Source organism: Pseudarthrobacter sp. GA104, from assembly GCF_009741265.1.
Classification (GTDB): domain Bacteria; phylum Actinomycetota; class Actinomycetes; order Actinomycetales; family Micrococcaceae; genus Arthrobacter.
In genome coordinates, this window is the sequence record NZ_WOWL01000001.1 from 665,864 (window position 1) to 691,773 (window position 25,910).

Annotated in this window: 23 protein-coding genes, 1 tRNA gene and 1 pseudogene; 8 read left to right on the forward strand and 17 right to left on the reverse strand. The window is 66.3% G+C overall.

Features of this window, described 5'->3' with window-relative positions:
* Positions 1-6: 6 nt before the first annotated feature.
* From GK109_RS03010 to GK109_RS03020, 3 genes are read right to left on the reverse strand one after another with little or no spacing between them, the layout of a single operon-like run.
* Entirely contained in the window at positions 7-1,182 is a 1,176-nt protein-coding gene (locus GK109_RS03010; RefSeq protein WP_157238614.1) for an acyl-CoA dehydrogenase family protein, read from the reverse strand.
* A gap of 2 nt (positions 1,183-1,184) precedes the next feature.
* Positions 1,185-3,353: a biotin carboxylase N-terminal domain-containing protein gene (locus tag GK109_RS03015; RefSeq protein ID WP_157238615.1), complete on the reverse strand. Its 2,169-nt coding sequence runs from the start codon at positions 3,351-3,353 to the stop codon at positions 1,185-1,187.
* A gap of 8 nt (positions 3,354-3,361) precedes the next feature.
* Entirely contained in the window at positions 3,362-4,969 is a 1,608-nt protein-coding gene (locus GK109_RS03020; protein ID WP_157238616.1) for a carboxyl transferase domain-containing protein, read from the reverse strand.
* Positions 4,970-5,180: 211 nt separating this feature from the next.
* Here GK109_RS03020 and GK109_RS03025 point away from each other — a divergent pair, with 211 nt between their 5' ends.
* On the forward strand, positions 5,181-5,864 hold the full coding sequence (locus GK109_RS03025; RefSeq protein WP_157242579.1) for a TetR/AcrR family transcriptional regulator: 684 nt from the start codon (positions 5,181-5,183) through the stop codon (positions 5,862-5,864).
* A 46-nt stretch (positions 5,865-5,910) separates the two neighbouring features.
* Here the strand turns inward: GK109_RS03025 and GK109_RS03030 are convergent, their stop codons facing one another.
* From GK109_RS03030 to pdhA, 3 genes are read right to left on the reverse strand one after another with little or no spacing between them, the layout of a single operon-like run.
* Positions 5,911-7,314, reverse strand: coding sequence for a dihydrolipoamide acetyltransferase family protein (locus GK109_RS03030; protein ID WP_231754789.1), 1,404 nt, complete (start codon positions 7,312-7,314; stop codon positions 5,911-5,913).
* Positions 7,315-7,322: 8 nt separating this feature from the next.
* Positions 7,323-8,333 carry an alpha-ketoacid dehydrogenase subunit beta gene (locus GK109_RS03035; protein WP_157238618.1) on the reverse strand — a complete coding sequence of 337 codons (1,011 nt, stop codon included), beginning with the start codon at positions 8,331-8,333 and terminating at the stop codon, positions 7,323-7,325.
* Complete coding sequence (gene pdhA, locus GK109_RS03040; protein ID WP_321215828.1) at positions 8,333-9,502, reverse strand: pyruvate dehydrogenase (acetyl-transferring) E1 component subunit alpha; 1,170 nt, start codon at positions 9,500-9,502, stop codon at positions 8,333-8,335. The genes GK109_RS03035 and pdhA overlap by 1 nt, the downstream gene beginning before the upstream one ends.
* A 194-nt stretch (positions 9,503-9,696) precedes the next feature.
* Here pdhA and GK109_RS03045 point away from each other — a divergent pair, with 194 nt between their 5' ends.
* Positions 9,697-10,170 carry an Lrp/AsnC family transcriptional regulator gene (locus GK109_RS03045; protein ID WP_157238619.1) on the forward strand — a complete coding sequence of 158 codons (474 nt, stop codon included), beginning with the start codon at positions 9,697-9,699 and terminating at the stop codon, positions 10,168-10,170.
* A 161-nt stretch (positions 10,171-10,331) separates the two neighbouring features.
* Positions 10,332-10,889 carry a hypothetical protein gene (locus GK109_RS03050; RefSeq protein ID WP_197432392.1) on the forward strand — a complete coding sequence of 186 codons (558 nt, stop codon included), beginning with the start codon at positions 10,332-10,334 and terminating at the stop codon, positions 10,887-10,889.
* A gap of 112 nt (positions 10,890-11,001) precedes the next feature.
* On the opposite strand, the gene GK109_RS03055 is transcribed toward GK109_RS03050, so the two are convergent.
* Positions 11,002-12,618, reverse strand: coding sequence for a cation acetate symporter (locus GK109_RS03055; RefSeq protein ID WP_157238620.1), 1,617 nt, complete (start codon positions 12,616-12,618; stop codon positions 11,002-11,004).
* Entirely contained in the window at positions 12,615-12,995 is a 381-nt protein-coding gene (locus GK109_RS03060) for a DUF485 domain-containing protein (RefSeq protein WP_157238621.1), read from the reverse strand. The genes GK109_RS03055 and GK109_RS03060 overlap by 4 nt, the downstream gene beginning before the upstream one ends.
* 182 nt (positions 12,996-13,177) lie before the next feature.
* Here GK109_RS03060 and GK109_RS03065 point away from each other — a divergent pair, with 182 nt between their 5' ends.
* The 4 genes from GK109_RS03065 (at position 13,178) to GK109_RS03080 (ending at position 16,978) form a co-directional block, all read left to right on the forward strand.
* Positions 13,178-14,374: a sensor histidine kinase gene (locus GK109_RS03065; RefSeq protein WP_157238622.1), complete on the forward strand. Its 1,197-nt coding sequence runs from the start codon at positions 13,178-13,180 to the stop codon at positions 14,372-14,374.
* A 66-nt stretch (positions 14,375-14,440) separates the two neighbouring features.
* A complete protein-coding gene (locus tag GK109_RS03070) occupies positions 14,441-15,157 on the forward strand; it encodes a LytTR family DNA-binding domain-containing protein (protein WP_157238623.1) in 717 nt (238 codons plus the stop codon).
* A complete protein-coding gene (locus GK109_RS03075; protein ID WP_157238624.1) occupies positions 15,154-15,504 on the forward strand; it encodes a DUF485 domain-containing protein in 351 nt (116 codons plus the stop codon). The genes GK109_RS03070 and GK109_RS03075 overlap by 4 nt, the downstream gene beginning before the upstream one ends.
* Positions 15,505-15,511: 7 nt before the next feature.
* Complete coding sequence (locus GK109_RS03080; RefSeq protein WP_321215823.1) at positions 15,512-16,978, forward strand: cation acetate symporter; 1,467 nt, start codon at positions 15,512-15,514, stop codon at positions 16,976-16,978.
* Positions 16,979-17,010: 32 nt separating this feature from the next.
* Here the strand turns inward: GK109_RS03080 and GK109_RS03085 are convergent, their stop codons facing one another.
* The 6 genes from GK109_RS03085 to rpsB all read right to left on the reverse strand — a co-directional run bounded on the left by GK109_RS03085 (position 17,011) and on the right by rpsB (position 22,033).
* Positions 17,011-17,595: a DivIVA domain-containing protein gene (locus GK109_RS03085; RefSeq protein WP_323057635.1), complete on the reverse strand. Its 585-nt coding sequence runs from the start codon at positions 17,593-17,595 to the stop codon at positions 17,011-17,013.
* Between the two features lie 89 nt (positions 17,596-17,684).
* Positions 17,685-18,608 carry a phosphatidate cytidylyltransferase gene (locus GK109_RS03090; protein WP_157238625.1) on the reverse strand — a complete coding sequence of 308 codons (924 nt, stop codon included), beginning with the start codon at positions 18,606-18,608 and terminating at the stop codon, positions 17,685-17,687.
* A complete protein-coding gene (gene frr / locus GK109_RS03095) occupies positions 18,608-19,165 on the reverse strand; it encodes a ribosome recycling factor (RefSeq protein WP_321215821.1) in 558 nt (185 codons plus the stop codon). Before frr ends, GK109_RS03090 begins: the two co-directional genes overlap by 1 nt.
* A gap of 129 nt (positions 19,166-19,294) precedes the next feature.
* The gene (gene pyrH, locus GK109_RS03100) at positions 19,295-20,032 is read right to left on the reverse strand and encodes a UMP kinase (protein WP_013600472.1); all 738 of its coding nucleotides are present in this window, start codon (positions 20,030-20,032) and stop codon (positions 19,295-19,297) included.
* 141 nt (positions 20,033-20,173) lie between these two features.
* Entirely contained in the window at positions 20,174-21,010 is an 837-nt protein-coding gene (gene tsf / locus GK109_RS03105; protein WP_157238626.1) for a translation elongation factor Ts, read from the reverse strand.
* Positions 21,011-21,139: 129 nt separating this feature from the next.
* Positions 21,140-22,033, reverse strand: coding sequence for a 30S ribosomal protein S2 (gene rpsB, locus GK109_RS03110; protein ID WP_157238627.1), 894 nt, complete (start codon positions 22,031-22,033; stop codon positions 21,140-21,142).
* A 470-nt stretch (positions 22,034-22,503) separates the two neighbouring features.
* On the opposite strand from rpsB, the pseudogene GK109_RS03115 reads away from it, so the two are divergent.
* Positions 22,504-23,072 (forward strand): annotated as a pseudogene (locus GK109_RS03115) (M23 family metallopeptidase).
* A gap of 36 nt (positions 23,073-23,108) precedes the next feature.
* Here the strand turns inward: GK109_RS03115 and GK109_RS03120 are convergent.
* From GK109_RS03120 to GK109_RS03130, 3 genes are all read right to left on the reverse strand, one after another.
* Positions 23,109-24,299, reverse strand: a complete 1,191-nt coding sequence (locus tag GK109_RS03120) for an acyl-CoA dehydrogenase family protein (RefSeq protein WP_157238628.1) — start codon at positions 24,297-24,299, stop codon at positions 23,109-23,111.
* Positions 24,300-24,444: 145 nt separating this feature from the next.
* A tRNA-Ile gene (locus GK109_RS03125) sits at positions 24,445-24,518 on the reverse strand.
* A 76-nt stretch (positions 24,519-24,594) separates the two neighbouring features.
* Positions 24,595-25,791, reverse strand: a complete 1,197-nt coding sequence (locus tag GK109_RS03130; protein WP_323057637.1) for a glycosyltransferase — start codon at positions 25,789-25,791, stop codon at positions 24,595-24,597.
* Between the last annotated feature and the right edge of the window lie 119 nt (positions 25,792-25,910).

Sequence of the window (25,910 nt, forward strand, 5' to 3'; positions counted from 1 at the left end):
GGCCGGCTACAGTCCCAGTTCGCGGGCGATCAGCATCAGCTGGACCTCCGTGGTGCCCTCCCCCACTTCAAGGATCTTGGAGTCGCGGTAGTGCCTTGCCACGGTGAACTCGTTGATGAAGCCATAGCCGCCGAATACCTGGGTGGCATCCCGCGCGTTGTCCATGGCTGCCTCGCCTGCGACCATCTTAGCGATGGCGGCCTGGGTCTTGAACGGCTTGCCGGCAAGCATGCGGAACGCCGCGTCGTAGTAGGCAAGGCGGGCGGTGTGGGCGCGGGCCTCCATGCGCGCGATCTTGAACGAAATGGCCTGGTACTTGCCGATGTTTTGCCCGAAGGCGCTCCGCTCCCGGGCGTACTTGACCGACAAGTCCACGCAGCCCTGGGCTGCGCCGGTGGCGAGTGCCGCGATGGCTATGCGGCCCTCATCCAGGATGGAGAGGAAATTGGCGTAGCCGCGCCCTTCCACTCCCAGCAGGTTGGCCTCCGGGACCCGGACATCCTTCAGGGTCAGCGGATGGGTGTCCGAGGCGTTCCAGCCCACTTTGTTGTAGGGCTTCTCCGCCTTGAAGCCAGGGGTATCGGTGGGCACCAGGATGGTGGAAATTTCCTTCTGCACTGAGCCGTCTCCCCGTTCCTTCCGGCCGGTGACGGCGGTGACGGTGACCAGGCGCGTGATGTCCGTTCCGGAGTTGGTGATGAACTCCTTGTTGCCGTTGATCACCCACTCTGTCCTGCCGCCGTCAGCCTCGCGCCGGGCGTGGGTCTTGGTGCCGCCCGCGTCCGATCCTGCCTCCGGCTCAGTCAGGCCGAAACCCGCCAGCGCCTGGCCGGATGCCAGCATGGGCAGCCACTCCTGCTTCTGCGCGTCCGTCCCGAAACGGTAGATGGGCATGGCGCCCAGCGACACCCCTGCTTCGAGGGTGATTGCCACGGACTGGTCCACCCGGCCCAACTGTTCCAGGGCCAGGGCAAGGGCGAAGTAGTCGCCGCCCATTCCGCCGAACTCCTCGGGGAAAGGCAGGCCGAACAGCCCCATCTCGCCCATCTGCTTCACCACTTCGTAGGGGAAGCTGTGCTCCTCGTCGTGCTTCGCGGAAACGGGTGCCACCACGGTGTCCGCGAAGTCCCGGACGGTGTCGCTGAGGTCCTGGTATTCCTCGCTGAGTTCAAAACCTGCCATGTCTAGGCTCCTTCGCCATTAAGTAAGGCTGCATCTGTGGCTGTATCTGTGTCTGTATCTGCGGTGCGGGGGTGGACGGTCGCCAGGACCTGGTCCGCCTTCACCAGGTCCCCGGGCCGGACGCTGAGGTGCACAGTCCCGTCGAGCGGAGCCAGCAGCTGGTGCTCCATCTTCATCGCCTCCACCGAAACCAGCACCTGCCCGGCCGTGACGTCCGCACCGTCGGTGACCGGAACGGACACCACGGTTCCCGGCATGGGTGAGCGCACCGCAGGGTCGGCAGCACCCTCCTCCCGCTGAATCGCTGCAAGTACCCGCTCCAGCCGCGACTCACGCGTCAGGACTTCCAGCCGGCAGGACCAGCCCTCGCTGCCAAGGAAGAGCGCTGAAGGTCCCGGCACGACGGCGTACGTGGTGGTGCGCCCGTTGAACGTCAGCGCAACGCGTCGGCGGGAAATCATTTCCAGCCGTGCCGGACGGTGCGGCCCGCCGTCCACGGCCACCAGTGCAGTGCCTTCGGGGACAGCCCAGTCCCCGACCGGGCCGGCCGCGTTCCTGCCGCTGATACGCACGGTGGCCACGCCGCCGTCGGACGTTCCCAGGCTGACGCGGCGCGGCGCCGGTGTGCCAAGGCGCCATCCGTTGCGGGCCTGCCAGGGGCCCGGCGGCAGGGGGGTGCTGTCCTGTTCCTCCGCCTGGATGGTGAAGAGCGCCGCCGCCACCAGTTCGGCCTCGCCAACGCGGCGGAAGGCGAGGTGCGGCAGTTTGCGTTCAATCAGCCCCGTGTCCAGGTGTCCCGCGCGGACATCGGCATCGTTGATCAGCAGCCTCAGGTATTCGACGTTGGTGTCCAGCCCAAGCGCCGTATAGCCCGCGAGCGCCGCGTCCAGGGTGTCCAGGGCAGCTGTACGGTCCTCCCCCCACGCGATCACCTTGGAGATCATGGGGTCGTAGCTGGACGAGACCTCCAGTCCTTCCGCCAGGGACGAATCCACCCGCACCCTGCCGGCAGCCTGCCCGGGCAGTTCATCCAGGAGGAGCACGGTCCCGGTGGAGGGCAGGAAGTTTTTCTCGGGAACCTCCGCGTAGACGCGTGCTTCCACCGCGTGCCCGTTAAGTTCGACGTCGGCCTGCCGGATGGTGAGTGCCCTGCCGGCGGCGATCCGCACCTGCCATTCGACGAGGTCGATGCCGGTGACCATTTCGGTGACGGGATGCTCCACCTGCAGCCTGGTGTTCATCTCCATGAAGTAGAACTGGTCCGGCGCGTCGTCCGAGACGAGGAATTCGACGGTCCCGGCACCGCTGTAGTTAACGCTGCGGGCTGCATTGCAGGCTGCCTCGCCGATGCGGGCGCGAAGGGCGGCGCCGTCCGGGTGCGCTTCGAGCAAGGGCGACGGCGCCTCTTCGATGACCTTTTGGTGGCGCCGCTGCAGCGAGCATTCGCGCTCGCCCAGGTGGATGACGTTGCCGTGGTTGTCCGCGAGCACCTGCACCTCGATGTGCCGCGGGGTGGATACCAGCCGTTCCAGGAAAAGGGTGTCGTCGCCGAAGGCGCCGGCAGCCACCCGCCGGGCGGTGGCCAGCGTCGCGGGGAGGTCTGCCGGGCGTTCCACCACGTGCATGCCCTTGCCGCCCCCGCCTGCGGAAGGCTTGATCAGCAGCGGAAACCCGACGCCGCCGGCCGCCTGCACCAGCTGCTCATCCGTCATGCCGGGCTCCGCTACTCCGGGAACCACGGGGACGCCGTAACCGGCCACGTGGTTCTTGGAGCGGATCTTGTCCCCCATCATTCTCAGCGCATCAATGCCGGGGCCGATGAAGGTGATGCCGGCCCGGTCCAGGGCGCGGGCGAAGTCGGCGTTCTCACTCAGGAAGCCGTAGCCCGGATGCACGGCTTCCGCCCCGGCCTTGCGGCACGCATCGATGATGGCATCGATCTTCAGGTAGCTCTCCGTGGCCGCGGCGGGGCCGATCCGAACGGCCGTGTCAGCCTCGCGTACATGGCGCGCGCCGGCGTCGGCATCGCTGTAAACGGCAACTGACCGGATGCCCATGGCCCGGAGGGTGCGGATCACGCGGCAGGCGATCTCGCCACGGTTGGCCACCAGGACAGTGCTGAACATGGGCCTGCTTGCCGTGGCGGTGCCGGTGAAGGAAGGGGTGGTCATATGCTGGCTCACATCCTGAAGAGGCCGAAGGAGGTTTCCGGCAGCGGCGTGCGGGACACGACGTCCAATGCCAGGCCCAGCACGGTGCGGGTGTCGGCTGGATCAATCACGCCGTCGTCCCAGAGGCGGGCGGTGGAGTAATACGGGCTGCCCTGGTCCTCGTACTGCTGGCGGATGGGCGCCTTGAAGGCCTCTTCGTCCTCGGCGGACCACTCCTGGCCCGCAGCCTCGTACTGGTCACGCTTTACGGTGGCCAGCACGCTTGAGGCCTGGTTGCCGCCCATCACCGAGATCCGGGCTGCCGGCCACATCCACAGGAACCGCGGCGAATAGGCGCGGCCGCACATGGAGTAGTTGCCGGCGCCGAAGGAACCGCCGATGACCACCGTCAGTTTGGGCACCCGGGCAGTAGCCACGGCCGTCACCATCTTGGCCCCGTTCTTGGCGATGCCGCCCTGTTCAGAGTCCTTGCCCACCATGAAGCCGGAGATGTTCTGCAGGAAAACGAGCGGGATGCCGCGCTGGTCGCAGAGCTCGATGAAGTGTGCGCCCTTGAGGGACGACTCGCTGAAGAGCACGCCGTTGTTGGCCACGATGCCCACCGGGTGCCCGTGCAGCCGGGCGAAGCCGGTCACCAGGGTGGTGCCGTATTCCCTCTTGAATTCATGGAACCGGCTGCCGTCCACCAGCCGGGCGATCACCTCGTGGACGTCGTACGGGGCGTTGACGTCCGTCGGCACGGCACCGTACAGCCCGTCAGGGTCTGCTGATGGTTCGACGGCGGCCTCCACCTCCCAGGCGGGCGGGGCCGGCGGCGGGAGGGTGGACACGATGTCCCGGATGATCTGCAGCGCGTGTTCGTCGTTTTCGGCCAGGTGGTCAGTCACGCCCGAGATCCTTGAGTGGACCTCGCCGCCGCCAAGCTCCTCCGGAGTGACGATCTCGCCGATCGCGGCCTTCACGAGCGGCGGCCCGCCAAGGAAGATGGTGCCCTGGTTCCGGACGATGACCGTTTCATCGCTCATGGCCGGCACGTAGGCGCCGCCGGCGGTGCAGGAGCCCATGACCGAGGCGATCTGGGGAACCTTGGCCGCGGACAGCCTCGCCTGGTTGTAGAAGATGCGGCCGAAGTGCTCCTTGTCCGGAAAGACCTCGTCCTGCTTCGGCAGGAACGCTCCGCCGGAATCCACCAGGTAGATACAGGGCAGCCGGTTTTCGAGGGCGATCTCCTGGGCCCTCAGGTGCTTCTTGACGGTCAGCGGATAGTACGTTCCGCCCTTGACCGTTGCGTCGTTCGAAATCACCAGCACGTGGCGGCCGTGGACCAGCCCGATGCCGGCGATGACGCCGGCGCCGGGGGCCTCGTCGTTGTACATTCCGTTGGCGGCCAGCGGGGCAATCTCAAGGAACGGGCTGCCCTCATCCAGCAGCTGGTCGATCCGCTCGCGCGGCAGCAGCTTCCCCCGGGCCACGTGGCGCTGCCGGGACTTCTCCGGCCCGCCCAGCGCAGCGTCCGCCAGCCTTTTCCGCAGGTCCTCCGCCAGCTCCAGCTGTGCTTCGCGGTTTGCCGCGAAGGCCCCGCCGGAAGGATCGAGCCGGGTGGCAAGGGTCTCCATTGACGCATCCTGTTCATCTTTGGACCGGCCGGCGAAAAGCCAACTCGGTTAGTACTGAGTAACTGAAATTCAGGTTAGTCTCGATTAACTGTGATGTCCAACACAGGGACTGCCTTGCTAGACTCTCCGGGTCCGAGGAGGAATCGTGCGAAGCACCGACGCGGCGCCGGCCGGCGAGCGCAGCAGTACAACCCAGCACGGCAATACTGCGCTGCCCGGCGACACCCAGCAGCGCAGCGCCACCGCCCAGCGCGGCAGTACAACGCAGCGGAGCAGTACAACGCAGCGGAGCAGGGCGAAGGAGAACCGCCGCCAGGCGCTGCTGTCCGCTGCCGCGTCACTCTTTGCCCTGCACGGCTTCAACCGGGTGTCCCTGGAGGACCTCGGTGCTGCCGCCGGCGTCAGTGGCCCGGCCGTGTACCGCCACTTTCCGGGCAAGCAGGCGGTGCTGGCCGACCTGCTGGTCACTGTCAGCCAGGAACTGCTCGACGGCGGGCGCCGGGTGGTGGCGGACAATGCCGATCCCCTGGCCGCCCTGCGGGGACTGGTGGAGTTCCAGGTGAATTTTGCCCTCGGCAAGCCGGACGTCATCCGCGTCCAGGACAGGGACTTCAGCAGCCTGTCCGAACAGGACCAGGAGGCGGTGCGGATCCTCCAGCGCAGCTACGTGGAGGTCTGGGTGGACGTCCTCGCCAGGCTCCATCCCGCGACGGAGGGTTCAGAGCTCCGGATGAGGGCCCATGCCACGTTTGGCCTGATCAACTCCACCCCGCACTCGGTCCGCAGCCACGGCCGGAAGGTGGCCGCCGGAACCGCCCGCCCGCTGCTCGAGAGCATGGCGCTGGCTGCGCTGCTGGTGGACGCCACGTTCCACGAACGGCCCCGGACCGCATAAGCGGTGCCGGGCAGCAACGCTCAAGCGGGCCAGGGCCGTCCGTGACCTAGACCATCGTGAGGACCATCCCGGGGTCGGCCAGGATGGCACCCACATCGGCGAGGAAACGCGAACCCTGCTCACCATCCACCAGCCGGTGGTCGAAGGACAGGCTCAGGGTCATCACCTGCCGCAGTGCAACTTCCCCGCGATGCTCCCAGGGCATCTTCCGCACGGCTCCGAGTGCCAGGATCGCCGCTTCCCCCGGGTTCAGGATGGGAGTGCCGGCGTCTATACCGAAGACGCCGATATTGGTGATGGAGATGGTGCCTCCGGACAGGTCCGCCGGCGAGGTCTTGCCGGCCCGGGCGGTTTCTGCGAGCGCTGTCAGTGCTTCTGCTAGCCGGGCCAGGGAGAGTGAGTCCGCGTCCTTGATGTTGGGCACCGTGAGGCCCCTCGGCGTGGCGGCCGCTATGCCGAGGTTGACGTAGTTGAAAGTGACGATCTCCTGGTTTTCCTCATCCCAGTGAGAGTTGAGCGACGGATTCCGCCGGAGCGCAATCAGCAGTGCCTTCGCCGCCAGGGTCAGCGGGGTCAGCTTGTATCCCGCGAATTCCCTGCCGTCCCGGAGCCTGGCCAACAGCTCCATGGCGGGAGTGACGTCGATGGTCAGGAATTCCGTGGCGTGCGGTGCAGTGAAAGCACTCTGCACCATGGCGGCGGCCGTGAGCTTCCGGACGCCCTTGATGGGGGTCCGGGATTCCCGTCCACCCGGATACGCCTGCCCTGCGGTCGGAGTGGCAGCCTCCTGGCCCGTGACAGCGCCTGCACCAACACCGGTGGACGTGCCCTCCACAAAGTGGTGCACGTCCTCGCGGGTAATCAGCCCCTGCGGACCGGTGCCGGCCACCGATGCCAGGTCCACCCCGAGGTCTTTCGCCAGCTTCCGGACCGGCGGCGTGGACCGGGGGCGCTCGGCCGCAGGTTCGCTTTGGACATGGCTTGTTTCGACAGGTTTGGGTTCAACAGGTTTGGGTTCAACAGGTTTGGGTTCAACAGGTTTGGTTTGGACACGGGTTGCCACATTCCCTGCCACCGGGAAGTTCCGCGGCCGCCGCGCGGGCCGGCCGGTGCTTTCGGGGACGGCGCCGTAGCCCACCAGGTTCGGTTCCCGCTTCGGCGCTTCAGGCGCGGCCTCCCGCGCTCCGCCCGAAGGTGCCTGCCCGGCGTCGTCCGCCACCTCGAAGGAGACGATAGGCTTGCCCACCTCCACGACGGTGCCCGGCTGTTCGTGCAGTTCCTTGACGACCCCGGCAAACGGGGACGGGAGCTCCACCACTGCCTTGGCCGTTTCAACTTCCGCAATCACCTGGTTCAGGCTGACGGTATCGCCCACTCCCACTTTCCAGCTGAGGATCTCCGATTCGGTGAGTCCCTCGCCCAGGTCCGGCAGCCGGAATTCCTTGATCATGGTGGCGCTCATCCTTCCAGCCCGCTGAGGGAGTTCGGCCGGCCAAGGGCACGGTCCACGCCGTCGAGGATTCGGTCCAGGCCTGGCAAATGGTGCATTTCAAGTTTGGAGTAGGGGTAGGGGATGTCGAACCCGGTGACGCGGACCGGCGGGGCTTCCAGGTAGTAGAAGCACCGCTCGGTAATGCTCGCTGCCACTTCTGCGCCCAGGCCGCCCGACTGCCCGGCCTCGTGGGTAATGACCAGGTGCCCGGTCCGGCGCACGGAGGCAACAACCGTGTCATAGTCCACCGGCGCCAGCGAGCGAAGGTCGATGACCTCGATTGAGATCCCTTCGTCGGCGGCCGCGGAAGCTGCATCGAGGGCGGTCTTGACCAGCGGGCCGTAGGCCACCAGCGTGACGTCGGTGCCAGTGGCCAGGACGCTTGCCCGGCCCATGGGCTCCGCGGCGGCAGGGTCCAGGGCCTCGTCAACCTCGCCTTTGTCGTGGTAGCGGCGCTTGGGTTCAAAGTAGAGCACGGGGTCGTCGCAGGAGATCGCCTGCTGGATCACGGTGTAGGCGTCCTGGGGATTGGCAACGGTCACCACGCGGAGGCCTGACGTGTGGGTGAAGTAGGCCTCCGGAGATTCGGAGTGGTGCTCGGGTGAGCCGATGCCCCCGCCGAACGGAATCCTGATGGTGATGGGCATCTTCACGGCCCCGCGGGTGCGGTAGTGGATCTTGGCAACCTGGCTGACGATCTGGTCGAATGCGGGGTAGACGAAACCGTCGAACTGGATTTCCACCACCGGGCGGTAGCCGCGGTAGGCCAGTCCGACGGCGGTGCCCACAATGGCCGATTCAGCCAGTGGCGTGTCAACCACCCGGTGCGTCCCGAAGTCCTTCTGCAGCCCGTCGGTAACCCGGAACACGCCGCCGAGGGTGCCGATGTCCTCGCCCAGGAGAACCACTTTGGGGTCGTTTTCGAGGGACTTCCGCAGGCCGGCATTGATGGCACGGGCAAAGGTCATCTGGGTCATCAGCGTGCACCTTCTTCTGAGACGGCCCCTGCGGGATCACCGAAGGAGGCCAGGTAGCGGGCGTAGTGGTCCTGCTGCCGGTCCAGCCAGGAATTGGGTGTGCTGTAGACGTGCTTGAAGACGTCCAGCGGCTCCGGGTCCGGCATGGTGGTGCATCCCGTGCGCATCTCGTGCGCCACGGCGTCGGCCTTGTCCTTCACCTGCTGCTGCAGTTCTTCGGTGAGCAGGCCCTTCCGGTCCAAGAGGGCGGCAATCCGGCTGATCGGGTCCTTGGCAGCCCAGTCCTCGAGTTCGTTGGCGTCGCGGTAGCGCGTGGGGTCATCCGCCGTGGTGTGCGGGCCCATCCGGTAGCTGACCGCCTCGATGAAGGTTGGGCCGCCGCCGCGCCGTGCCCGGTCCAGGGCCACCCGGGTTGCCGCCATGACCGCCAGGACGTCGTTGCCGTCCACGCGCAGGCTGGGGATGCCGAACCCGGCAGCCCTGTCCGCGAGCTGGATGTGGGACTGGAGCCGGACAGGCTCGGAGATTGCCCAGTGGTTGTTGGTGCAGAAGAACACCACGGGCACCTGGAAGCTTGCGGCAAACACCATTGCCTCGTTGACGTCGCCTTCGCTGGTGGCGCCGTCGCCGAAATAGGTCACGGCCACCGAATCTGCGCCATCGTTCTGGATGCCCATGGCGTAGCCGGTGGCATGCAGGGTCTGGGCGCCGATGATGATCTGCGGGGTGGCCATGTTGACCGTGTAGGGATCCCAGCCCGAGGACGCGTTGCCGCGCCACACCCGCACGAGGTCCGTCAGGTCCACTCCGCGGCAGTATGCCACCCCGTTCTCCCGGTAGCTGGAGAAGACGAAGTCGTCGCTGCGCAGCGCGCGGCCCGAACCGATCTGCGCCGCCTCCTGTCCCAGCAGCGGCGGCCACAACCCTAGCTCGCCCTGCCTCTGCAGGGCCGTTGCCTCGACGTCGATGCGCCGGATGACGGTCATGTCCTCATAAAGGGAACACAATTGCTCGTCAGTGATGTCCCTGACCCAGTAGTCGAACTCCGGATGGCTGACCCGCTCGCCGGAAGGGGTGACCAACTGGACCAGGTCACGTCCCTGTCCATGGGGGTACCGGGCGCTGGTGGAGGCGGTGGAACCGCCCTGGCCCGTTTGGTCTGTAGACACGATAGCCCGCAATCTTCTCACGTGGTTGACCTGCGGTTTTGGGACTTGTGGTCCCGCTCGCCGCCGGCCGCCCGGGCGTCTTTGCCCCGGATATTGTGACCCTACTCACAATGCTCAGGAGGTACAACCACCGGCGCGATCATTGAGCAAAATGCTCTGCGGGGCGGCGCGGGACCGTGCTAACGTTGCGCATTATGCAAGCCCTGGATGGCACCGACACCCGCCTGCTCTCGGCCTTGGCCCAGGATCCCCGGAAGACGGTGGTGGCGCTGGCCCAGAAGCTTGGCCTGTCCCGCAATACCGTGCAGGCGCGCATGGCGCAGCTGGAAAAAAGGCACGTCTTCCTGTCCTTCGAGCGGCGGATAAACCCGGCCGCCCTGGGCTACCCGCTGATGGCTTTCATCTCCGTCCATGTCCAGCAGCAGCGGCTCGCCCAGCTGGCGAAGGAACTTGCAGCCATCCCCGAGATCCTTGAGGGCTACGGCCTGACGGGGTCGGCGGACCTGCTGCTCCGGGTGGTTGCACTGGACGCCGAGGACCTGTTCCGAATCAACGGGAAGATCCTGGCGTGCGCAGGCGTGGACAGGACTGACACGGCCCTGGCCATGGGCGAACTCATTCCCTTCCGCGTGCAGCCCCTGCTTGACCGTGGTTCAGAACGCGGCTAGCAGGCTGTCCCGAATCAACGGGAAGTACGACGGCGGGAGGCGGGCTGGAGTACGACGCCGGCGGCCCGCACTATAGGCTGGTGCCAGTTAATTGGCGGGGCCGGCACAGGATCCCCGCCACCGAGCGGTGCGCAGCACCACTTTTCCCGAAAGGCTCCATTTTGAGCACTCCTCAGGAACCGTACCAGCCGGGCGGCGCCGGCCTTGGGTCCCGGCAACTGCCGCAGCAGCCGCATTTCGGGCAGGACCCGGACGCCGCACCCTTCGGGCTCCCGGGACAGCCGCCGCCCAGGAACCGGCGGAAACTGTGGATCATTTTGGCGGGCGCCGGCGGCGTCCTGCTGCTGGTGGTCCTTGGGATCATCATCCTGGTCAACATAGCGGGCAGCGCCACCAACCAGGCTCGCGGCCTGGCGGACGGCTTCACAAAACTGGTGATCGCCGGGGACAGCTCCAAAGCGTACGACGAGTACCTCGACCCGGCGCTGAAGGAGCAGCTGTCCAAGGAGGCGTTCATTTCCGGCATCAAAAGCCTGGAGATGGACGAGTCCTGCAAACCGGCGTACAACGACCTTAAGGTCGGCACCGAGAACGGGACCAAGTCGGCAGACATCGTCGGACTCATCACCTGCGAGGGCAAAGAGGTGGACCTCGCCTACCGCTTTGAAGGAGCCGACGAGCTCAAGATGACCAACATCAAACTCAGGCCCGCAGGCTAGCGGCTCGGGCAGGAACGGAAGAGCCTCCGTACCGGGAATGTTCCCGGTACGGAGGCTCTTCGCTGCTTGTGCCCCACGCCGGCGGCTGATGAAGGCCGGCGGCTGGCGCAGGTCAGTGGCTGGTGGCCTTTTCGGCGCCCACCCCGGTGAGGGAGCGGACTTCCATTTCGGCCTGCTTGGCGGTGTCCTCGCGCTTCTTGTCGAGGACGGTTCCCAGCCAGCCCAGCAGGAACGCCAGCGGAATGGAGACGATGCCGGGGTTGCTCAGCGGGAAGAGCGCAAAGTTCGCGTCCTTGACCATCGAGGTGGCCGCACCGGAGACCACCGGCGAGAAGATGATCAGGACGATCGCGGAGCCCAGGCCGCCGTACATGCTCCAGACCGCACCCTGGGTGGTGAACCTGCGCCAGAACAGGGAGTAGATGATCGTGGGCAGGTTGGCGGAGGCGGCGACGGCGAACGCGAGCGCCACCAGGAACGCCACGTTCTGTCCGTTGGCGAGGATCCCGCCCAGGATGGCAAGGACGCCGATGACCACGACGGTGCGCCGGGCCACCTTCACCTCAGTGTCGGCGTCGGCCTTGCCCTTGGAGATGACGCTGGCGTAGATGTCGTGGGCAAAGGAAGCCGCAGCCGTGATGGTCAGGCCGGCCACGACGGCGAGGATGGTGGCGAACGCCACGGCCGAGATGAAGCCCAGCAGCAGCGGTCCGCCGAGATAGAAGGCCAGGAGCGGGGCAGCCGAGTTCACGCCGCCCGGTGCGGTCTTGATGGTATCGGCACCCACCAGGGCGGCCGCTCCGTAGCCCAGCACAAGGGTGAAGAGGTAGAAGAGGCCGATCAGCCAGATGGACCAGACCACGGACTTGCGGGCTTCCTTGGCCGTGGGGACCGTGTAGAAGCGCATGAGCACGTGCGGCAGGGCGGCCGTGCCCAGGACCAGGGCAAGGCCCAATGACATGAAGTCGAGCTTCGAGGTTTCGGTCTTGCCGTACTGCAGGCCTGGGTTGAGGACGGCCGGGTTGTTGGCTGTCTCCACTGCGGCGCCCAGGAGGTTGGAGAGGTTGAAGCCGTAGATGGCCAGGACCCACAGTGTCATGACGGCGGCGCCCGCGATGAGCAGGATCGCCTTGATGATCTGCACCCAGGTGGTGCCCTTCATGCCGCCGATGAGGACGTACATGATCATGAGGGCGCCGACGACGATGATCACCAGGGACTGGCCGCCCCAGTCGCTGATGCCGAGCAGGAGCGAAATCAGGCTTCCGGCGCCTGCCATCTGGGCGAGGAGGTAGAAGAAGCAGACAGCGAGGGTGGAGATGGCGGCGGCGATGCGGACCGGCCGCTGCTTCAGCCGGAAGGACAGGACGTCGGCCATGGTGAACTTGCCGGTGTTGCGGAGGAGTTCGGCGACGAGCAGCAGGGCCACGAGCCAGGCCACGAGGAAGCCGATGGAGTACATGAAGCCGTCGTAGCCGTTGATGGCGATGGCGCCGGTAATGCCCAGGAACGAGGCGGCCGAGAGGTAGTCTCCTGCGATGGCGGTTCCGTTTTGGGAGCCGGTAAAGGAACGTCCTGCCGCGTAGTAGTCCGCGGCGGTCTTGTTGTTCCGGCTGGCGCGGAAGACGATCACCATGGTCACGGCCACGAACAGCCCGAAAATCCCCATGTTCAGCAGCGTGGTGTCCTTGAGGGCGGCCACGTCCACCGCTGTGGCGATGCCGATCATTTGTTAACTCCGCTCACTCGGTTGCCGTGCTTGTCGAATTCGTGACCCTCGATCTCGTCCCGGATCTCCTTCGCGATGGGGTCCAGCCGCCGGTTGGAGTAGCTGACGTACCAGCCGGTGATGGCGAACGTTGACACGAACTGGAGCAGGCCGAGGATCAGGCCCACGTTGATGTTGCCCCAGACCTTCGTGGACATGAACTCCACGGCGTAGTCGGCGAGCAGGACGTATGCGAAGTACCACAGCAGGAATGCGACTGCCATGGGAAAGACAAAGCTGCGGTGACGCTTGCGCAGTTCCTTGAACTGCTCCGTCGACTGGACCTGCTCGAAGTCCACGGACGCCGCTGCGTCCGGAGTGTGGGCATCGTTACCCATCGTTCCTCCTCGTTGAGACTTGCCTGGACACACCCAACGGCAGGCCCCGGAAATGGGGCACCGCAAATGTGACTGCAATCACTCTGCTCGTGCGGGGTGCCACAATCCAGACTTGGCCCGCCGGCGGTCGCTCAACGGTTGGGATGCTGCGACAAACGGCACCCGCGGCTACGCTGGGCACCATGCCGGACTCCCCCCTCCTGACTGCCGCAGCCGTGGCCGTCATCGCCATGGCCATCGCCGTCGTCGTCGGCGTGGGACTCAAGGTGCTCCGGTCCTTCCGGGACCTGGGCACCGACGCCGAGCGCGCCACCTACCACACGCTGCACGCCGCCTCCCAGGCGGGCCAGCACCTCCGCCGCGGGCTCAACCCCGCGGGCGCAGCCAAGGCCGGCCGCCAGCTGCGTGCCCTGCTGGGTTGCGACGCACTGGCGATCATGGACACCTCCGGTGTGCTGGCATGGGACGGTGCGGGTGAAGACCTGAAACCGCGGCTGATGGACCTCGCCGCCGGTGTCCTGGCGAGCGGCCGGACGGCCGTGCTCCCGGCCGGGGACGCCGGCCCCGCCACGGACACCACCGGGGGCCCGCTCGCTGCCGTGATCGCGCCGGTGCGGGCCGGCTCCCGGGTGGTGGGCGCCGTCGCAGCGTTCGCCCCGTCCGCCGGCGCTGGACTTGTCCGGGCCACCAGCGAAGTGGCGGACTGGGTGGCGGTACAGGTGGAGCTCGCGGAGCTGGACGCCTCACGCACCCAACTGATGGAGGCCGAAGTGCGGGCGCTGCGGGCCCAGATCAGCCCCCACTTCATCTACAACTCGCTCAACGCCATCGCGTCCTTCATCAATACGGATCCCGCCCGGGCCCGGGAGCTCGTGGTGGAGTTCGCCGACTTCACCCGCTATTCCTTCCGGCGGCACGGGGACTTCACCACGCTCGCCGAGGAGCTGCGCTGCATCGACCGGTACCTGCTCCTGGAACGGGCGCGGTTCGGCGAGCGCGTCCAGGTGAGCCTTCGCGTGGCGCCGGAGGTACTCAGCACCGTCATCCCGTTCCTGAGCCTGCAGCCGCTGGTTGAGAACGCCGTCCGGCACGGGCTCGAAGCCAAGGAGGGGCCCGGGCACATCAGCATCACGGCCAACGACGCCGGTGCCTTCGCCGAGGTGACCATCGAGGACGACGGCGTGGGCATGGACCCTGCCCAGCTCCAGTCCATGCTGGCCGGCCACACCGACGGCGAGCATGTGGGCCTGCGGAACGTCGATGCCCGCCTCCGCCAGGTCTACGGCAACGACCACGGGCTGGTGATCGAGACCGCCCCCGGAGAAGGAACCCTGATCACCATGCGGGTACCCAAATCGCAGCCGGGCCACGATGCGTGACCGGCCCCGGCCCGTGCCGGCCACCTCCGGCGCCAGCCGCAGGCTCCGGAAAGCTACCCTAGGAGCATGATTAACGTCCTCGTCGTTGATGATGAGCTGCCCGCCGTTGAGGAACTGGCGTTCCTGCTGGGCAGGGACGAACGCGTTGGAACGGTCCTCCGGGCCACCTCCGGCAGCGAAGCCCTCCACGCCCTCTCCTCCGCCTCAGTCGACGCCGTCTTCCTGGACATCCACATGCCTGCGATGTCCGGGCTGGATATTGCCCGCGCCATCGCAGGGAGCAGCCGGCCGCCCGCCGTCGTGTTCGTGACGGCGGACGAGGACCACGCGCTCGACGCTTTTGAACTCGCTGCGGTGGATTACCTGCTCAAGCCGGTGCGGGCCGAACGCCTGGCCCGCTGCGTGGGGCGCATCAGTGAACTGCGTGACGGCGGCGCCGCCCCTGAGATGATCACGGTTGACCAGGGCGGGACCACGCGGATGATCAGGCGCGACGACGTCACCTACGTCCAGGCGCAGGGCGACTATGCGCGCCTCCACACCGCCGAGGCAAGCTACCTGATCAGGGTTCCGCTGGCCGACCTTGAGCAACAGTGGGCGGACGCCGGATTCATCCGGACGCACCGCTCCTACCTGGTGGCCCTGAAGCACGTGACCTCGATGAAGCTCGCGGCCGACGGTCCCAGCGTCACGGTGGCGGGCGCGGGCCTGCCGATCAGCAGGCGCCACCTGCCCACGGTACGGGAGAAGCTCGAGGCCACCCGGATCAGGCCCAATACATGACCAGGGTGCGCGTAACGGCGCCGCGGACTGCGGTGCGGCCGGCCAAGGAGACGCGGGAAGCCGCCCAGGACTCCGAAGTCGGACAGGTTTTTGTCAGGTCCCTGATCCGGTCCCAGCTGCGCCTGGCCCTGGTGGTGGCCGGAGGCTTCCTGGTGATCCTTGCCGCCTTCCCCCTGCTGCTCACTGCCGTCCCCGGGCTGGCCGAAACCCCGGTGGCCGGCATTCCGTTCGCCTGGCTCCTGCTGGGGGCCGGGATCTACCCGGTGATCGGGCTCAGCGCCTGGCTGTACATCCGGACGGCGGCGCGCAACGAGGCGCGGTACCGGGACCTGGCCGAGGACCAGTGAGGGAACCGTGAACCCCGGCATCGCAATAGCTGCCCTGGTGGGTGTCTCCCTGGCCACCGCCGTCATCGGCTTCTACGGCCTGCGCATATCGCGGACCACGGGTGATTTCTACGTCGCCTCCCGCACGGTCCGGCCATGGTGGAACGCGTCCGCGATCGGCGGCGAATACCTGTCCGCTGCCAGCTTCCTGGGTGTCGCCGGGCTGATCCTGCTGTCCGGAACGGACGCGCTGTGGTTCCCTGTCGGGTACACGGCAGGGTACCTGATGCTGCTGCTCTTCGTGGCGGCGCCGCTGAGGCGGTCCGGCGCCTACACCATCCCCGACTTTACCGAGGCCAGGCTTGACTCCCGGCCGGTGCGGCAAGTCACCAGCCTGGTGGTGGTGCTGGTGGGCTGGCTGTACATCGTGCCCCAACTCCACGGCGCCGCCCTCACCATCCGCATCACCACCGGGCTGCCGTCCTGGGTGGGGTCCGTCGCGGTGGTGATCGTGGTATGCCTCACCGTGGTGGCAGGCGGCATGCGCTCCATTACGTTCGTCCAGGCGTTCCAGTACTGGCTGAAGCTCACCGCGCTGGCCGTTCCCATCCTGTTCATCATCTTCGTGCTCGCGGACACCGGGGCGCCTGCCCTGGCTGCGCCTGCGGTCAATCCCACCGGCGTGGCTCCTGCCGGGCTGTACCAGAACGTGTCCTTGCTGGTGGCCCTGCTTTTTGGAACCCTGGGCCTGCCGCATGTGCTGGTGCGCTTCTACACCAACCCCGACGGCCAGTCCGCCCGCCGCACCACGCTGATCGTCCTGGGCCTGCTGTCCGTGTTCTACCTGTTTCCCACCGCCTACGGGCTCGTGGGGCGGATGTTCGCTCCCGGCCTGGCGCGCGCCGGCCAGGCGGACGCCATGGTGCTGCTGCTGCCGGGAGAACTCGTGGGCGGGACGGCGGGCGACCTGCTGTCCGCGCTGGTGGTGGCGGGTGCCTTCGCGGCCTTCCTTTCCACCACCTCGGGGCTGGTGGTTTCCCTGGCCGGCGTCATCAGCCAGGACGTCCTGGGCGCAGGCGTCGGCAGCTTCCGGCTCGCAGCCGTCATTTCGGCCGTTGTTCCCCTGGGCTTTGCGTTCATGACCGACTCCTCCGCCCTGGCAGGGAGCGTGGGGCTGGTTTTCGCCTTTACCGCCTCAACGGTGTGCCCGGTGCTGCTGCTGGGGATCTGGTGGCGGGGACTTACCGACGCCGGTGCCATCGCCGGCATGCTGACCGGCGGAGTCCTGTGCGGCGGGGCAATGGTCATCGGCGCCCTGGCCGGGGCAGCCAACACGCCCGGCTGGCTCGCCCAGCCGGCAGCGTGGACTGTTCCCGCGGCCTTCGCCGTGATGGTCATCGTGTCCCGCGCAACGGTGCAGCGGATCCCGGGAACCATGGCCAGGGTGATGACCCGGCTGCACACCCCGGAGCGCCCGCTCGCCACCGAGCGCTGAGCTCCCCTGCAGGCCGGCGGCTGGCCGGCGGCTCAGTCGATGGCAGCCATCAGCTCCACGACGCGATCCAGGAACGCGTCCACCTGCGACTCCTCGTACCCGTCCCTGCCCACGGCCGGGCGGAACACGGCCCGGCGCACGCTGTCCACGCTGAGGGGCTTGTCCTGCTCAAGGTAGGCAATCAGCTCGCGGCACAGCCGGTCGACGTCGGCCGTGTTGTAGCTGCGCGCTTTCTTCTTGGCGGGGCGGCGGAAGCGGTCGCCGTCGGGGCGGTGCAGCCGCCCGCGGAGGATGCCGGAAAGGTTTCCGATCTCGCGCAGCCAGGCCTCTTCGCCGCGGGCTGCGATCAGCTCGTCCCGCTCCCGGCGGGCGAAGGCGTCCTCGAGCCGGTCCAGCGCGGCATCCACCACCGCGGCCGAATACCCGCCTTTGACGGGATCGAAGGAGACAGCCCTGACGTCAGAACTGTTGATGGGCTGGGCCGCTGATTCCGGGGTCTCCAATGACACCCGGGCACGCTGCAGGAACTGGTCCACCTGTTTGGCGTTGTAGCCATACTCACCGCGCTTCACGCGTTCAAAGGATGCAGGGATCTGCCGATGAATGTCCAATGCCACTTTTGCTTCCTTCAATGCTCTTCAGCCGTAGTACTTCCGCACCAGCTTATTTGTGCCGGGGGTGATCTGCCGTTCCGGCGGTGTTTGTGTCAGGCACCGGCCACCAGCCCGTAGAGGATGAACGCTGCCGGCGACGCAAAGACGATCGAGTCCAGCCTGTCCATGACTCCCCCGTGCCCGGGCAGGATGCTGCTCATGTCCTTGATGCCCAGTTCGCGCTTGACCATCGATTCAGCGAGGTCTCCGGCGGTGGAAGCGGCAACCAGGCCAACCGCCAGGACGATGCCCACCCACCAGGGTTTGTCGAGTACAAACAGGCAGGCAAGGATGCCGATGAGCATGGCCCCGCCGATGGACCCGGCGAATCCTTCCCAGGACTTCTTGGGGCTGATTTTGGGCGCCATGGGGTGCTTGCCCAGCGACGCCCCCACCAGGTAGCCGAAGGTGTCGTTGGAAACCACCAGCAGGAGCATCACTGCCACCTGCCAGGCGCCCTGGGGGATCGTCCCGCCCGGCCACAGCCCCAGCGGGGTGGCACCGCCGGCGGCGTGCAGCGGCAGCACGGCGAAGCTGATGAAGAACGGTACCCAGCCCAGTGTGAAGACGCCCGCGAAGATGCTGTTGGCCGAGCCCGCAGCGCTTTCGACGGATCGCCAGAGCAGCACCGCCACAGAGCTCAGCAGCATGGCGAACAGGAGGCTTTCTATGCCCCCGAGGTAGGCGGCAAAAGGCATGGCCACCGTACCGGTCATGACCGGCACGATGGGCATCCTGGTCCCGTTTGCCTCCAGGGCGCGGTAGATTTCCCAGACGCCGAAGATAGCGAAGGTGGTGGTTACCGCAACGAAGCCGAGCGGGAGCAGCAACAGGCCACCCAGCACGGCAAACAACATGGCCAGACCCACCACGACGGCGGCCGGAAGGTTACGTCCGGCCTTTGGCGTCGGGTTGCTCCTGGGCTGCTTCCCCCGTATGCGCGCCCTGGCTGCCGGGGCCTGATCTGCCTGGCCCATCAGACTTCGAGCAGCTCTGCTTCCTTGCGCTTGAGCAGCTCATCGATGCCGTCCACGTGGGCTTTGGTGAGGCTGTCCAGCTCCCTCTCGGCGCGGGTGCCCTCGTCCTCCCCTGCCTCGCCGTCCTTGACCAGCCTGTCCAGGGTTTCCTTGGCCTTGCGGCGGATGTTGCGGATGGACACCTTGGCGTCCTCGCCCTTGGTCTTGACGATCTTGACGTATTCCTTGCGGCGTTCCTTGGTCAGCTCCGGGATGGTGATCCGGATGACGTTGCCGTCGTTGGAGGGGTTGGCGCCCACCTCGGAATCGCTGAGGGCACGCTCGATGTCGCGCAGGGCCGTCTTGTCAAAGGGGGTGATGAGGATGGTGCGGGCGTCCGGGATGGCGAACGAGGCAAGCTGCTGCAGCGGCGTGGGCGAGCCGTAGTACTCCACCAGCACCTTGTTGTACAGGCCCGGGTTGGCGCGGCCGGTGCGGACGGAAGCGAAGTCTTCCTTGGCTACCTCTACTGCCTTATCCATCTTCTCTTCGGCTTCGAGCAAGGTTTCTTCGATCACGGTCTCTCCTGAAGGTCCTGGTGCAGGCCGGGTGGCCGGGTCGCTGCACACAACGTGGTTCTCTGTTGCTGGTCCGTCCGTGCCCCTAAGGGCACGGACGGAACTGTCCTGAAAACATCCTAGCCGCAGCTAGGCGGTCACCAGGGTGCCCAGCTTTTCGCCGAGGATGGCGCGGGTGACGTTGCCTTCGCCTTCCATCCCAAAGACCACCATGGAAAGGTTGTTGTCCTTGCACATGGTCATGGCCGTCTGGTCCATGACCCGGATGTCCCGGCGGAGCGCATCGTCGTAGCTAAGGGTTTCCAGCCGCTCTGCTGTGGGGTCCTTCTTGGGGTCGGCGGTGTAGACGGCGTCCACACCGCTCTTGGCCATCAGGACGACGTCGGCGTGGACCTCGAGGGCCCGCTGCGCCGCGACGGTGTCGGTGGAGAAGTACGGCAGCCCGGCGCCGGCACCGAAAATGACCACGCGGCCCTTTTCCATGTGGCGGATGGCGCGGCGGGGAATGTAGGCCTCGGCGACCTGGCCCATAGTGATGGCGCTCTGGACGCGGGTTTCGACGCCGGCCTGTTCCAGGAAGTCCTGGAGGGCAAGGCAGTTCATCACGGTGCCGAGCATGCCCATGTAGTCGGCGCGGGAGCGGTCCATGCCGCTCTGGGAAAGTTCGGCGCCGCGGAAGAAGTTGCCGCCGCCCACGACGATGGCCACCTCCACCTGGGGCACGGCTGCGGCGATCTGCTTGGCGACGTCGCGGACGGTCTCCGGGTCAACGCCCAGCTTCCCGCCGCCAAAGACCTCGCCGGAGAGCTTCAGGAGGACCCGGCGTCGACTTTTCTCTGGCTGGATTACAGTGTTGACGGCTTCCATGATGCCTTCCCGTTGGTGAACTCTAAAAAGGTTATCCTGCTGCGCGGCCAAAGGTCCCATGCGGGCCTGTCCCGGACGGTGCCTTCCCCCGCGCATGCAAAAGGGGCGGCCACCGAAGTGGCCACCCCCTTGCAGTTTCGGCTAGGAGCCGACGCGGAAACGCGTGAACGCGGTTCCCTTGACACCGGCCTCAGCGAGGACCTGTGCCACGGACTTCTTGGCGTCCTTGGCGAATGCCTGGTCAACCAGGACCTCACCCTTGTAGAAGCCGGTAACGCGGCCTTCCACGATCTTGGTGAGGGCGGCTTCGGGCTTGCCCTCGGCCTTGGCGGTTTCTTCGGCGATGCGGCGCTCGGACTCCACCAGGTCGGACGGAACGTCCTCGCGGGTCAGGTAGTTCGGGGCCATGGCAGCAATGTGGACTGCGACATCGTGGGCTGCGGTGGCAGCAGCTTCGCCTTCACCGTCAACAGCGAACAGCACGCCGACCTGGGCCGGCAGGTCCTTGGAGGTCTTGTGCAGGTAAGCGTCGACCGTTGCACCCTCGATGCGGGAGATGCGGCGGACAACAACCTTTTCGCCCAGGACGGCGCCTTCTTCGACGACGACCTCGGAAAGGGGCTTGCCGTCAACATCAGCGGCGAGCAGGGTCTCGAGGTCGGCAGCACCGGACTCGACGGCAACAGCCAGGACCTTGTCCGCCAGCTGGATGAACTTGTCAGCCTTGGCAACGAAGTCGGTCTCGCAGTTGACCTCGATCATGACGCCGACGCCGTTGCTGACCTTTGCGGCCACCAGGCCTTCAGCGGTGGAGCGGCCTTCGCGCTTGGTGGCGCCCTTCAGGCCCTTGATGCGGATGATCTCGATGGCCTTCTCGGCGTCGCCGTTGGCCTCGTCAAGAGCCTTCTTGACGTCCATCATGCCGGCGCCGGTGCGCTCGCGCAGGGCCTTGATGTCCGCGGCAGTGTAGTTCGCCATGTGAACCCCTCTGTCTAGAAATTTGTTGTGGTGTACGGACCGACAGGACGGCAGCCCGTGGCGGGCCGCCATCCTGTCAGCAGCTCCGGCTGCCGCAGGACGGCGCCGGAAAATCCGGATCTACTTGTGTTACTTGGCTTCTTCGGAAGGAGCCGCAGCTTCCTCCGCCGGAGCAGCAGCTTCAGCAGCGGCGGGTGCGGCAGCTTCAGCGGCGGCGGGTGCGGCAGCTTCTTCTGCCGGCGCTGCAGCTTCGGCCTTGCTGCCTTCGAGGAGCTCGCGCTCCCACTCGGCCAGCGGCTCTTCCGGAGCTTCAGTAGCGCCCGTGCCACGGCTGTTGCGCGCGATGAGGCCTTCGGCAACGGCGTCTGCAACAACGCGGGTGAGGAGGTTGACGGAGCGGATGGCGTCGTCGTTGCCCGGGATCGGGAAGTCGACCTCGTCCGGATCGCAGTTGGTGTCCAGGATGGCAACAACCGGGATGTTCAGCTTCTTGGCCTCGTCGACGGCGAGGTGTTCCTTCTTGGTGTCCACGATCCAGAGCACGGACGGTGCCTTGGTCAGGTTGCGGATACCGCCGAGGTTGGACTCCAGCTTGGTGAGTTCGCGCTTCAGGAGCAGCAGCTCCTTCTTGGTGTACGCGGAACCGGCGACGTCGTCGAAGTCGATCTCTTCGAGTTCCTTCATGCGCTGGATGCGCTTGGCGACCGTCTGGAAGTTGGTCAGCATGCCGCCGAGCCAGCGCTGGTTGACGTAGGGCTGGCCAACGCGGGTTGCCTGCTCGGCAATCGCTTCCTGGGCCTGCTTCTTGGTGCCGACGAAGAGGACGGTGCCGCCGTGGGCAACGGTGGCCTTCACGAACTCGTAGGCGCGGTCGATGTAGGACAGCGACTGCTGAAGGTCGATGATGTAGATGCCGTTGCGCTCGGTGAAGATGAAGCGCTTCATCTTCGGGTTCCAACGGCGGGTCTGGTGTCCAAAGTGGACGCCGCTGTCAAGCAGCTGGCGCATGGTTACGACGGGCATTCCGACGCTCCTTATTTTCCGGCAGGTCATTCATGAGAAAACCCGGAGGCTTCTTACCCTGCCAATAGTTGACGGTTGATTAGCGTGGCCCGGACGGGCCGTGCTCCTGGCATCCATCAGGCTTCCCATCGGGACCGGAGTCCCGACCGCAAGAGGCCTGATCCTCCGCCAGCTTGGCCTGGGCGTTGCTGATGGAGGGCTGGATGCGCGTAGTCAGCCGCCGCTCCCCCACACTCCTGAATGAGATGTGCCGACGCCGCCCGGACAGGAACATATACCGTTGGAAGAACCACTGGATAGCCGCTGGACGGAAGGCGTTGAGGGCGCAGCAAACTGCTCCATCAAGTGTACTACAGGCACCCTCGGCCAGAGGACACTGACGAGGACAGGAACGGCGCCGGCCCGCGCCTTATCCACATAGCCGCACCCGCCACTCGCCGCATGATTCAGGGCGGGCGCACGCTGGTGGCATGAGACCACCATTGCTGCTCGCGGCGTTCCTCCTGGCGCCCGCCTCGCTGTCCCCGGCCGGGGAGCCACTCGCCGCGGCGCTGGCCTACGTTGAACCCCCGGCAGCCATGTTGAAGGCGGCTTCGGACCCCACCGCCGGCCTGGCCACACCCTCCTGGCAATGGCCCCTCAGCCCCCGCCCCTGGTGTTGCGGGATTTTGACCCGCCCCCGAAGCCCTGGCTCAGCGGCCACCGGGGCGTGGACCTGGGAGCAGCGTCCGACGGCGCACACGTCACGTCGCCGGCCGCGGGCACCGTCAGCTTCGTGGGAGTGGTGGTGGACCGCCCGGTAATCACCATCGACCATGGCAACGGGCTGCGGAGCAGCTTTGAGCCGGTTGCTAGCACCTTGGCGCCAGGCAGCGCGGTTGCAGCCGGGCAGCCTGTCGGCACGGTACTTCCGGGGCATTGCCCGGCAGCGCCCTGCCTGCACTGGGGTGTGCGGCGCGGGGACGACTACGTCAATCCGCTGCAGTTCGTCATGGATCTGCGGCCGTCCATCCTCCTGCCGCTCGAAGCGCCGCCCTGATGCCCGGCCCGGGGGCGCCGCGGCAGGCCGGCAAGGCTAGACGATCGCGGAGATGCCGGTGATGGCGCGGCCGGTGACCAGGGTGTTGATCTCGTGGGTGCCTTCATAGGAGTAAATGGCTTCAGCGTCGGCGAAGATCTTGGCCATCTCGAAGTCCGTCACAATGCCGTTGCCGCCCAGGATGCTCCGGCCGATCGCCACGCTCTCGCGCATCCTCGCCGTGGTGAAGGCCTTGGCGAGGGCGGACTGCTCGTCGCGCGCCTGACCTGCGTCCTCCAGCTGCGAGAGCCGGACCATCATGCCCATGGAGCTGACGGCATTGCCCAGGATCTGCACCAGCTGGCTTTGGACCAGCTGGAAGGATGCGAGCGGCCGGCCGAACTGGTGGCGTTCAACGGCGTAGCGCCGGGCCACATCGAAGGCGGCCAGCTGCTGGCCCACGGCCTGCCAGGCGACGCCCAGCCGGGTGACCTTCAGGACCTTGTTGACATCGCGGAAGCTGTTGGCGTGTGCCAGCTTGAAGAAGTCCGGGACCAGCACGTTGTCCAGGGTGATGTCGGCGTTTTGGACAGTCCGCAGTGCGATCTTGTTCTCGATCTTGGTGGCGCTGAAGCCCTCCAGCGTGGTGTCCACGAGAAAGCCCTTGACCTGGTTGTCGTCCACATCCCTGGCGTAGATGACCACCCAGTCGGAGAACGTTGCGTTGCCGATCCAGCGCTTTGCTCCGTTGAGGATCCAGCTGCCACCCTCCCGGCGGGCGGTGGTGCGGGTGCCGCCGGCAACGTCGCTGCCGCCCAGCGGTTCCGTCAGCCCGAAGGCGCCGATCTTCTTCAGGGCGTAAATGTCAGGAAGCCAGGCGTCCTTTTGTTCCTGGGATGCAAGGGCTTCGATGGAGCCGGTGAACAGGCCGTCGTGGACGCCCATGAAGGTGGAGATGGAGGCGTCGGCCCGGGTCACCTCTGCGTGGACCAGGCCCGCGAAGAGGTTGGAATAGCCCTGCCGGCGTACCGGGCTGACCAGGTCGATGTCGGCCAGTTTGGGGATGAGGTCCATCGGGAATTCGCCACGGTTCCAGAAGTCCACGGCGATGGGCTTGACCTCCCGCGCCAGGAACTCCCTGACCTCTGCCAGCCGGTCCTGTTCCTTTCCGTTGAGCAGCTGCTCGAAGGCGAAGAAGTCGCCGTCAGCATAGGGAAGGTCATTGAGGCCTGCAGCGGCTGTTGACATGGTTACCTCACAAGTGATCAGCGGTGACCCGTGCTCCGTGGAAGAAGCCCGGTAAGTTACTGATGAGTAACATACCGCACATTGTGGCCTTAAAGGAAGAAAACCGCGGCCGACGATGGTCGTCGGCCGCGGTTTTCCGCAGATGTAGGGCTACTCGGACTTGAACCGAGGACCTTAGGATTATGAGTCCCGCGCTCTAACCAGCTGAGCTATAGCCCCGAATCCCCGCGGCGGCCCGCCTCAAACCGAGGCGTACCTGCAGGGCAAAAACACTCTAGCAAACCCGGGAAAGCGTTCAGACCACTTTGTCCTCGAACGCCGCACCCCGGTAAAGGTCCTCAAAGGTTTGCAGCGTTCCCTGGATGCTGTGCGGCTCCACCATCTGCCGGCTGGCGTGGCCCATGGCAGCGCGCTCAGCGGCCGGCAGCTCCAGGATCCGCGTGATCTTCTTGGCGAGGTCGTCGCTGTCGTTGGGGGTAAAGAGGTACCCGTTCTCGCCGTCACGCACCAGATGCGGCAGCGCCATGGCATCCGCCAACACCACCGGGGTGGAAGCAGACATCGCCTCCAGCGTCACCAGCGACTGCAGCTCGGCAGTTCCCGGCATGCAGAAGAGGTCCGCCTGGATATAGGCCTTCCGCAGCTCCTCGTCGGTGGCGAGCCCGAGGAACTTTACCCGGTCCCGCAGCCCGAGCCGATCGACGAGCTCCTCCAGGGCGGAGCGCACCTCGCCGCCGCCAACAACCTCCAGGTGCACGTTCAGTTCCGGCGGGGTCTTGCTGATGGCCTCGATCAGCACGTCCACGTGCTTCTCCTCGGCCAGCCGGCCGGCGAACATCACCGTTGGGTACGGGTGGGGATCGATCTGCTCCCCCGGCTGCAGTTCGTAGGCTGCGGAGTCGATGCCGTTGGACAGCGGCAACACCTTGCGCAGGAAGGCGTGCTGGTGCATGGCCTTTGCCGCCAGCGGGGTGGGCGTGGTGACTACGTCCGCCTTACCCATGACCTTCCCCATGTCCTTCCACGAGATACGGCCGATGATGTCCTTGAACCACTGCGGAAACGGCAGGAACGGGTTGAGGTTTTCCGGCATGAAGTGGTTGGTGGCAACGATCCGCACACCGCGCTTCACGGCCTCGTACAGGACGTGCTCGCCGATCATGTAGTGGCTCTGGATGTGCACCACGTCCGGCTGCACGCGGTCGAAAAGAAGGCTGATTTCCTTCTTGATTTCCCAGGGGAGGCAGATCCGGAAGTATTCGTGTGTGGGAACCCCATGGGAACGGAGCCTGTGGACCGTTCCTTCCGGGCGGAACTCGGTGAAGCTCTTTCCGTTGTCCGCGCGGCAGGCCAGGACGTGCACGTCGTGTCCCCGGCCGGTCATTCCCTTGGCCAGGCGGTAGCCGAACTGGGCTGCTCCGTTGATATGGGGCGGATACGTGTCCGCGGCAATCAGTATGGTCAGGGGACGCTGGTCGGCGGGCGTGGTCACGTGGAGAGCTCCTGATGGTCACGGTGCGGACAGCATGAACTGGCAGCACGGCTGGCCGATGCACACTGGTGCCTGGCCTCGTGGTGAATTTGGGTTGACGGGATCTGGATCTGGGGTGG

Coding starts and splice junctions, on each gene's coding strand:
- GK109_RS03060 (WP_157238621.1), bottom strand. CDS start 12,995: ATGGGTAACGATGCCCACACTCCGGACGCAGCGGCGTCCGTGGACTTC.
- GK109_RS03065 (WP_157238622.1), top strand. CDS start 13,178: ATGCCGGACTCCCCCCTCCTGACTGCCGCAGCCGTGGCCGTCATCGCC.
- pyrH (WP_013600472.1), bottom strand. CDS start 20,032: ATGGAAGCCGTCAACACTGTAATCCAGCCAGAGAAAAGTCGACGCCGG.
- GK109_RS03020 (WP_157238616.1), bottom strand. CDS start 4,969: ATGGAGACCCTTGCCACCCGGCTCGATCCTTCCGGCGGGGCCTTCGCG.
- GK109_RS03035 (WP_157238618.1), bottom strand. CDS start 8,333: ATGACCCAGATGACCTTTGCCCGTGCCATCAATGCCGGCCTGCGGAAG.
- GK109_RS03075 (WP_157238624.1), top strand. CDS start 15,154: ATGACCAGGGTGCGCGTAACGGCGCCGCGGACTGCGGTGCGGCCGGCC.
- GK109_RS03070 (WP_157238623.1), top strand. CDS start 14,441: ATGATTAACGTCCTCGTCGTTGATGATGAGCTGCCCGCCGTTGAGGAA.
- GK109_RS03055 (WP_157238620.1), bottom strand. CDS start 12,618: ATGATCGGCATCGCCACAGCGGTGGACGTGGCCGCCCTCAAGGACACC.
- GK109_RS03120 (WP_157238628.1), bottom strand. CDS start 24,299: ATGTCAACAGCCGCTGCAGGCCTCAATGACCTTCCCTATGCTGACGGC.
- GK109_RS03030 (WP_231754789.1), bottom strand. CDS start 7,314: ATGATCAAGGAATTCCGGCTGCCGGACCTGGGCGAGGGACTCACCGAA.
- tsf (WP_157238626.1), bottom strand. CDS start 21,010: ATGGCGAACTACACTGCCGCGGACATCAAGGCCCTGCGCGAGCGCACC.
- GK109_RS03090 (WP_157238625.1), bottom strand. CDS start 18,608: ATGGGCCAGGCAGATCAGGCCCCGGCAGCCAGGGCGCGCATACGGGGG.
- GK109_RS03045 (WP_157238619.1), top strand. CDS start 9,697: ATGCAAGCCCTGGATGGCACCGACACCCGCCTGCTCTCGGCCTTGGCC.
- rpsB (WP_157238627.1), bottom strand. CDS start 22,033: ATGCCCGTCGTAACCATGCGCCAGCTGCTTGACAGCGGCGTCCACTTT.
- GK109_RS03015 (WP_157238615.1), bottom strand. CDS start 3,353: ATGACCACCCCTTCCTTCACCGGCACCGCCACGGCAAGCAGGCCCATG.
- GK109_RS03010 (WP_157238614.1), bottom strand. CDS start 1,182: ATGGCAGGTTTTGAACTCAGCGAGGAATACCAGGACCTCAGCGACACC.